Origin of the sequence: Sphingomonas sp., assembly GCF_035555815.1 — a bacterium.
Classification (GTDB): Bacteria; Pseudomonadota; Alphaproteobacteria; order Sphingomonadales; family Sphingomonadaceae; genus Sphingomonas.
Map to the genome: position 1 here is coordinate 1 of NZ_DATMGG010000006.1, position 7,688 is coordinate 7,688.

The 7,688-nt window shown below is 68.6% G+C and carries 3 protein-coding genes; 2 read left to right on the forward strand and 1 reads right to left on the reverse strand.

Annotation, left to right across the window (positions count from 1 at the left end; translation table 11 throughout):
- Nucleotides 1-4,908 (forward strand): beta strand repeat-containing protein (locus tag VNR91_RS00355; protein WP_325488809.1); only part of this gene is annotated, 4,908 nt, incomplete at its 5' end.
- An 87-nt stretch (nucleotides 4,909-4,995) separates the two neighbouring features.
- Complete coding sequence (locus tag VNR91_RS00360; RefSeq protein ID WP_325488810.1) at nucleotides 4,996-7,068, forward strand: malate synthase G; 2,073 nt, start codon at nucleotides 4,996-4,998, stop codon at nucleotides 7,066-7,068.
- Between the two features lie 84 nt (nucleotides 7,069-7,152).
- On the opposite strand, the gene VNR91_RS00365 is transcribed toward VNR91_RS00360, so the two are convergent.
- On the reverse strand, nucleotides 7,153-7,688 hold a 536-nt coding region (locus VNR91_RS00365; protein ID WP_325488811.1), incomplete at its 5' end, for a peptidase dimerization domain-containing protein.

Here is a 7,688-nt window from a genome sequence, read left to right on the forward strand (position 1 = left end):
ATTCACCTCGCGAACAATTCGCCGGGCATCGTCACCAGTTTCAACGGCGGGGTGAACCTGACCACCACCACCGGGACCGGATTGGGCGCGAGCAGCGGCGGGACGGTCGTGGTCGCGGGGGCGGGCAGCACTGTCAGCACCGGAAGCGGTACCGCGATCGATATCCAGAACACCACGATCGGCGCCGGCGGCGTGACCTTCCAGAGCGTGAGCTCGACCGGGGGCGGCACCCAGGACGCGATCATCCTCAACAATACCGGTGCGGGCGGGTTCACCGTCACCGGCGTCGGCACGACGGCGGGGTCGGGCGGCACGATCGGCGGCCGCTCGGGCACCACCGGCGATCCCAACAGCGGCATCGGCGTCTATCTGAACAACGCGAGCAACGTCTCGCTGTCGAACATGGATTTCGCCGGCAATTTCGGGAACTACGGCATCCGCGGCGAGGGGGTGAACAACTTCACCCTCCGCGATTCGAACTTCCACGGCGCGTTCGGCAATGCTTCGTCGGGCAACGACCAGGAAGGCGCGATCCGCTTCGGCACGCAGGGTTCGTCCACCAACGGCCTGAACGGCACCGCGCTGCTCGAAGGCAACGTCATCAACGGCACTGCCGCGGGTGACGTCTCCTATGCGAACAACGTTCAAATCTACAACAACGCCGCCGGCACGCTGAATCTCACCATCCGCGACAGCGCCGCGCACGCCGCCTCGATCGGCCTGAACGGCACCACCACCGGCGAGGACGGTGTGCGGGTCGAGACCACCGCGGGCACGCTCAACCTGACGATCGACGGGGTCGATTTCGCCGGATCGCGCGGCGACATGGTGCAGGTCGCGGTGGGCGGCACCGCTACCCAGACCATCCACCTGACCGACAATGGTTTCCACAACATGCATCCCAATGTCGTCTCGGGCGGCGGCGGGGTGACGCTCAACGGCGACGGAACGAACTATGCCGTTACCTATGAGGTCGACGGCAACAGCTTCACCGGCGCGGAGGGCACCGCGCTGGCGGCGATCTATGGCGGCAGCAACGGGACGGTACGCGGCACGATCACCGACAACATGATCGGCGTCGACGACGGCGTCGCCAGCGGGGGCCAGGCGACGACCGGATCGAACGGATCGGGCGACGGCATCTTCGTCGCGATCGACCGCAACGCCGGCGCCGGGGCGGTCACGCATGCGGTGCGGATCGAGGGTAACGAGATCCGCGACATCGTCAGCGGCATCGGCGGCATCACGCTGACCTCGAACAACGCGACTGGTCAGGGCACCGCCCGGCTGGAGGCGACGATCGTCGACAATGTCATCGAGGAACTGGGCGCTGACACCTTTTCCGGCATCTACGCCGTGATCGGCGGCAACGACGGGCCCGACAATGGACTGATGGGGCTCGATCTGCACGGCAACGTCATCGACGCGTCAGGCGCGACGAACGGCAGCAACGCCATCATCCTCGATCAGTTCGGCACTGGTTCGCACTATTATTTTCCTGGCTACGCGGGATCGGCCGATGGCGAATTCACCGGCACGCCCGGTACCGCCAGCGACGATCTCGACTCGTTCCTGAGCGGTGCCGGAAACACGCTGACGAACGGGGGCAGCCCGTCGATTGCCCTCGACGGGATCGATGCGAGCCTGGTCGAAGGGGTGCTGAACACCCCTTTCACGCTGTTGCCGGTCCCGCTGCTGCTGGCGCCGCCCGAGACGGCCGACGCGCCGACCCCGGCGACGGACGCCGATCCCGCGGCGACTGCGGACCCCGCGACGGACGCGCCCGATCTTGCCGCCGCCGTCGTCGCCGCGCTGACGCAGGCCGATCTCGACACGCTGGTGACGGCGGCGATCGCGCGCTGGGAAGCTGCCGGCGCGACCGACGAACAACTCGCCGCGATGCACGCGACGACGGTCAGCGTGTCGGCGATGGCGGGCGTGTATCTGGGGGCTTCGTCGCCCGGCGCGATCGCGATCGATGATGATGCCGGCGGGTTCGGCTGGTTCGTCGATGCCACCCCCGGCGACGACGCCGAATTCGCTGGATCGGGTACACGGCTGACCGCCGCGACCGGCGCCAGCGCAGGTCATGTCGACCTGCTGACGGTGCTGATGCATGAACTGGGGCACAAGGCCGGGCTGGACGACAGCTACCAGCTCGCCGACCGTTCGGGGCTGATGTATGGCTACATCAACCCCGGCGAGCGCCGCCTGCCCGCCACCGGCGAAGCGGCCGGGGCGACGCCGCATGATGATCACGCCACGGCGTTCGCGCTCGGCGCGATCGCGGTCGGCACGCTGCCGCCCGGCAAGACGGTGATCGTCAGCTGGGACGCGACCATCGACGACCAGAGCAACGGGCTGATCGTCAATCCAAGCAACCAGAGCACCGTCACCGCCGACGGTGGCATCCTCGTCACCAGCAATATTGAGCTGACGGCGATCGATTCGCTGTCGCTGGGCGACACGGTGTTCCTCGACCGCAACTTCAACGGCCTGTTCGACGGCGCCGATAGCGGCATCGCCGGGGTGACGCTCAGCCTGTTCGTGGATGCCGACGACGATGGGGTCGCCGATGGTGCGGCGATCGCCACGACCACCACCGGAGTCACCGGTAACTATCTGTTCACCGGCCTGGCCCCCGGCACCTATATCGTCGGCGTCGATGCCGCCAACTTCCTGGCGGGCGGGGCGCTGGTCGGGCTGGCCGCGACCAGCGGGGCGGGCGATCCCGACGACAATGTCGATGACGACAGCAACGCGCTGCCGCTGGCGGGCGGAGTGGTCCTGTCGGGCTCGATCACGCTCGATTACAACAGCGAACCGACCGCCGGTCCCGGCAACGACACCAACCTGACGCTCGACCTGGGTTTCGCCGCGCTCAACACCGCGCCGGCCTATGCGGCAGGCGGCGCGCAGCCGAGCTATGTCGAGGACGGCGCGGCCGTCGCCATCGCCACCGGCGTCACGCTGAGCGACGACGGCAGCGACTATGACGGCGGTACGCTGACGGTCGCGCTGACCGCCGGGGAACAACCGGGCGACGGCATCGGACTGGCGCCCGCGCCCGCGCCCGCGCCGGGCACCGGGATCGAGCTTGATACGGGAACCGGCGTCGTGTCGCTCGACGGCGTCGCGATCGCGACGGCGACGGCGGGGCCCGGCGTCTCGATCGTCTTTGCCCTGAACGCCAATGCCGACGACGCGGCGGTGATCGCGCTGACCGAGGCGTTGCGCTTCTCCAGCACGTCGCAGGACCCCGGCAACGGCGACCGCACCATCACTTTCACGCTGGTCGATGGCGGCGGCACCGCCGGCGGCGGCCATGACACCACCAGCTTCACCCGCACGCTATCGGTCACGCCGGTCGACGATCCGGCGGTCGCCGCCAACGATACCGCCACCACCAATGAAAATGCGGCGGTCGCAGTCGCCGCCCTGGCCAACGATACCGACCCTGACGGGCCGGCACCGGCCTATGCGACAGTCAACGGCGTGGTCCTGGCCAGCGGCGATTCGACCACGCTGGCGTCGGGCGCGATCGTCACGCGCAACGACAACGGCACGCTCAGCTATGATCCGAACGGGCAGTTCGACTGGCTGGTCTCCGCCGCTACCGGGCTGGCCACCGGCGCGGTCAGCAGCGCCGAGGACAGCTTCACCTACACCCTGGCCGGCGGATCGTCGGCGACGGTCACCGTCACCATCAATGGCGTCACCAGCGCCGGCGACCAGCTGCGCGGCGATGCGGGCGACAACCATATCGTCGGCACCCCCGGCAACGACATGATCTATGTCAATCAGGGTGGCGCCGATTTCGTCGAGGGAGGCGACGGCAACGACGGCTTCTACTTCGGCGATAGCTTTGGCGTGGGCGACGTGGTCGATGGTGGCGCCGGGACCAACGACCAGCTCGGCCTCCAGGGCAATTATGGGTCCGTCGGCACGCCGTTCGTGCTGAGCGGTGCCCAGATCATGAATGTCGAGGTGATCGTCGCCATGCCGGGGGGCAACTACAATCTGGCGGTGGCGGAGGATCTGGTCGCGCCGGGCGAGCGGCTGACGATCTACGCCGGCCTCCAGACCGCGACCGACGTGTTCAGCTTCGACGGATCGGCGGAAACCGACGGCGGCTCGTTCCGCGTGATCGGCGGGCTGGGCGCGGACACCATCATCGGCAGCGCCGGCGACGACAGCATCGAATTCGGCCCCGGCAAGTTCGATCCGGGCACCGATTCGGTCGATGGCGGCGCCGGGGCGGACACGCTGGTGCTCGACGGCAACTACACGCTGGCGCTCGGCGCGGAGGTGGCGGGCATCGAGAAGATCGTGCTGATGGGCGGTATTCCCGGCGACCTGTCGACCTATGACATCACCTTCACCGCCGCTTTCGTCGGCGGCACCGACTTCAACCCGACGCTGCCGTTCTTCGCGATCGACGGCGCGACGGTGCAGACGGCGATGCGCATCGACCTGTCGGCGACGCTGGCGGACCATTATATCCAGGGCGGCAGCGGCGACGATACGCTGATCGGCGGCGCCGGGAGCGACGGACTGTCGGCTGGCGGCGGCAACGACACGCTGACGGGCGGCGGCGGCGCCGATTTCTTCTTTCTGGATACCCCGCCGGGTCCGGGCAACATCGACACGATCACCGATTTTTCGTCGGCGGAGGGTGACCGGATCGTCCTGTCCAGCGGACTGCTGGGATTGCCCGGCGGTGCGCTGTCGGCCAGCGCCTTCGTCATCGGCACCGCCGCGCAGGATGCCGACGATCGCATCATCTATGACGACACGACCGGCGCCCTCTATTTCGACGCCAATGGCAGCGCCAACGGCGGCTTCGTCCAGATCGCGATGCTGACCGGCGCGCCGACGCTGACCGTCGCCGATTTCATGGTGCTCTAACGACCGGCGGCGCTTGATCGGTAGGGGTGGCCTGGCGTAAGCGGGGCGCGCCTCCCCAGGGCGTGTCCATTGTCGGAGGCTCCCTGAATGACTGATCTATCCCGCGCCGGCCTGTCGGTCGCCGCGCCGCTCGCCGCCCTGATCGAGGGTCGGGTGCTGCCGCCGCTGGGCATCGACGCCGCTGCCTGGTGGTCGGGCGTGGCGGCGATCTTTGCCCGCCACACCCCGGCCAATCGCACGCTGCTGGCGCGGCGCGATGCGTTGCAGGCGATCATCGACGCACGGCTGGCCGGCGGCGAGCCGGCCGATGAGGCGTTCCTGCGCGACATCGGCTATCTGGTGCCCGAACCGGCGCCATTCGCGATCGGCACGGCGAATGTCGATGCGGAGATCGCGACGATGGCCGGCCCGCAGCTGGTGGTGCCGTCGCTCAACGCCCGCTTCGTGCTCAACGCCGCCAACGCGCGCTGGGGCAGCCTGTACGACGCGCTCTACGGCACCGATGCGCTGCCCGGCGCGGCGAAACCCGGCGGCTATGATGCGGATCGCGGCGCACAGGTGATCGCGCGCGCCAAGGCGTTTCTGGACGAAACGGTCCCGCTGGCCTCCGGACGCTGGGCGGACTTCACCGGGGGTGATCTGCCGCTGGCCGATCCGGGCCAGTTCGTCGGCGGGCGCGGCGACAACCTGCTGTTCCGCCACAACGGGCTGCATATCGAGGTGGTGATCGACCACGCGCACCCGATCGGCAGGACCGATCCAGCCGGTATCGCCGACGTCGTGCTCGAATCGGCGCTGACCACGATCGTCGACCTCGAGGATTCGGTCGCGGCGGTCGATGCCGAGGACAAGGCGGCGGCCTATGCCAACTGGCTGGGCCTGATGCGCGGCGATCTGGTCGAAAGCTTCGACAAGGGGGGACGCACCGTCACCCGCCGGTTGGACGGCGACCGCAGCTACCGGCGGCCCAACCAGGACGATCTGGTGCTGCCCGGCCGCAGCCTGTTGTTCGTCCGCAACGTCGGCCATCTGATGACCACGCCCGCGATTCGCCTGCCCGACGGCAGCGAGGCGCCCGAGGGCATTCTCGACGCCATCGTCACCTCGACGATCGCGCTGCACGACCTGCGCGGGCTTGGCGCGCTGCGCAACAGCCGCGCCGGATCGGTCTATATCGTCAAGCCCAAGATGCACGGGCCGGACGAAGCCGCCTTCACCGACACGCTGTTCGACGCGGTCGAGGACCTGCTCGGGCTGGCGCGCCACACGATCAAGGTCGGCGTGATGGACGAGGAGCGCCGTACTTCGGCCAACCTCGCCGCGTGCATCCATGCGGTGAAGGACCGCGTCGTGTTCATCAACACCGGCTTCCTCGACCGCACCGGCGACGAGATCCATACCTCGATGCGCGCCGGGGCGATGGTGCCGAAGGCGGAGATGAAGGCGTCGGACTGGATCAAGGCCTATGAGGACCGCAACGTGCGGATCGGCCTCGCCTGTGGCCTGTCGGGCAAGGCGCAGATCGGCAAGGGCATGTGGGCGGCGCCGGACAAGATGGCCGATATGCTGACGCAGAAGATCGCGCATCCGATGAGCGGCGCCAATACCGCCTGGGTGCCCAGCCCCACCGCTGCGACGCTGCACGCGCTCCATTATCACGCGGTCGACGTGTTCGCGCGCCAGCGGGAAATCGCGGGCGAGGCGATTCCCGGACTGGCGCCGCTGCTGAGCGTGCCGCTGGCTGGCGGCCGTAACTGGACCGAGGCGGAGGTGACGCGCGAGCTGGACAACAACGCGCAGGGCATCCTCGGCTACGTCGTGCGCTGGGTCGACCAAGGCGTCGGCTGCTCGAAGGTGCCGGATATCGACGACGTCGGGCTGATGGAGGACCGCGCGACACTGCGGATCAGCTCACAACATATCGCCAACTGGCTGCTGCACGGCGTTGCCACGCCGGAACAGGTCGACGCCGCTCTGGCGCGCATGGCGGCCAAGGTCGACGCGCAGAACGCCGGCGATCCGCTCTATCGCCCGCTTACCCCCGATGGTCTCGCCTGGCAGGCGGCGCGCGCGCTGATCTTCGAGGGTGTCACCCAGCCCAACGGCTACACCGAACCGCTGCTGCACCGTTATCGCGCGCTGGCGAAAGCGCGGGGGTAGCGGAATCGTCCTGGGGTTACCCGTCGTCGCGGGCGCGGCGAGGCCACGCCCGCGATGACGGACTGATGTTTCGTCGGGTGGCGGCTATTTCGCCACACCCGCCGCCGCCACCAGCGCGAGCAGCCCAACCGACAGCCCTTGCAGGCTGTCGGGCTTGGCGACGTCGATCCATTCATCGACCGAATGCCCGCGCCCGCCGGTGCCGCCCGATCCGATCGTGACCGCCGGGATGCCCAGGCTCATCGGCAGATTGGCGTCGGTCGACGATGCGCCGAACGCCGGGGTCAGGCCGAACGCCTTGATCGCCGCCGCGGTCGAGCGGACCAGCGCCGCGTCGGCCGGGGTCGCGCCGGCCGGGCGATCGCCGATCACTTCGGGGTCGGCGCTGACCTTGCCGACGCGGGTCGATCGCGCTGCGTTTTCGGCATCGACCGCTTCGTTGACGATCGTCAGGAACCGCTTTTCCAGCGTCGCCAGCGATTCGGCGCTTTCGGAACGCATGTCGACGTCGACATAGACCTGGTCCGGGATAGCGTTGACCGATGTGCCGCCGCCGACCACGCTGGCGGCAAATGTGGTGCGAGGCTTTGCCGGCACCTCGACCTTGTAGAGCGCGCTCA

Bases quoted from the DNA above. Each gene is read 5' to 3' on its own strand.
- VNR91_RS00360 (WP_325488810.1), top strand. From the start codon at position 4,996: ATGACTGATCTATCCCGCGCCGGCCTGTCGGTCGCCGCGCCGCTCGCC.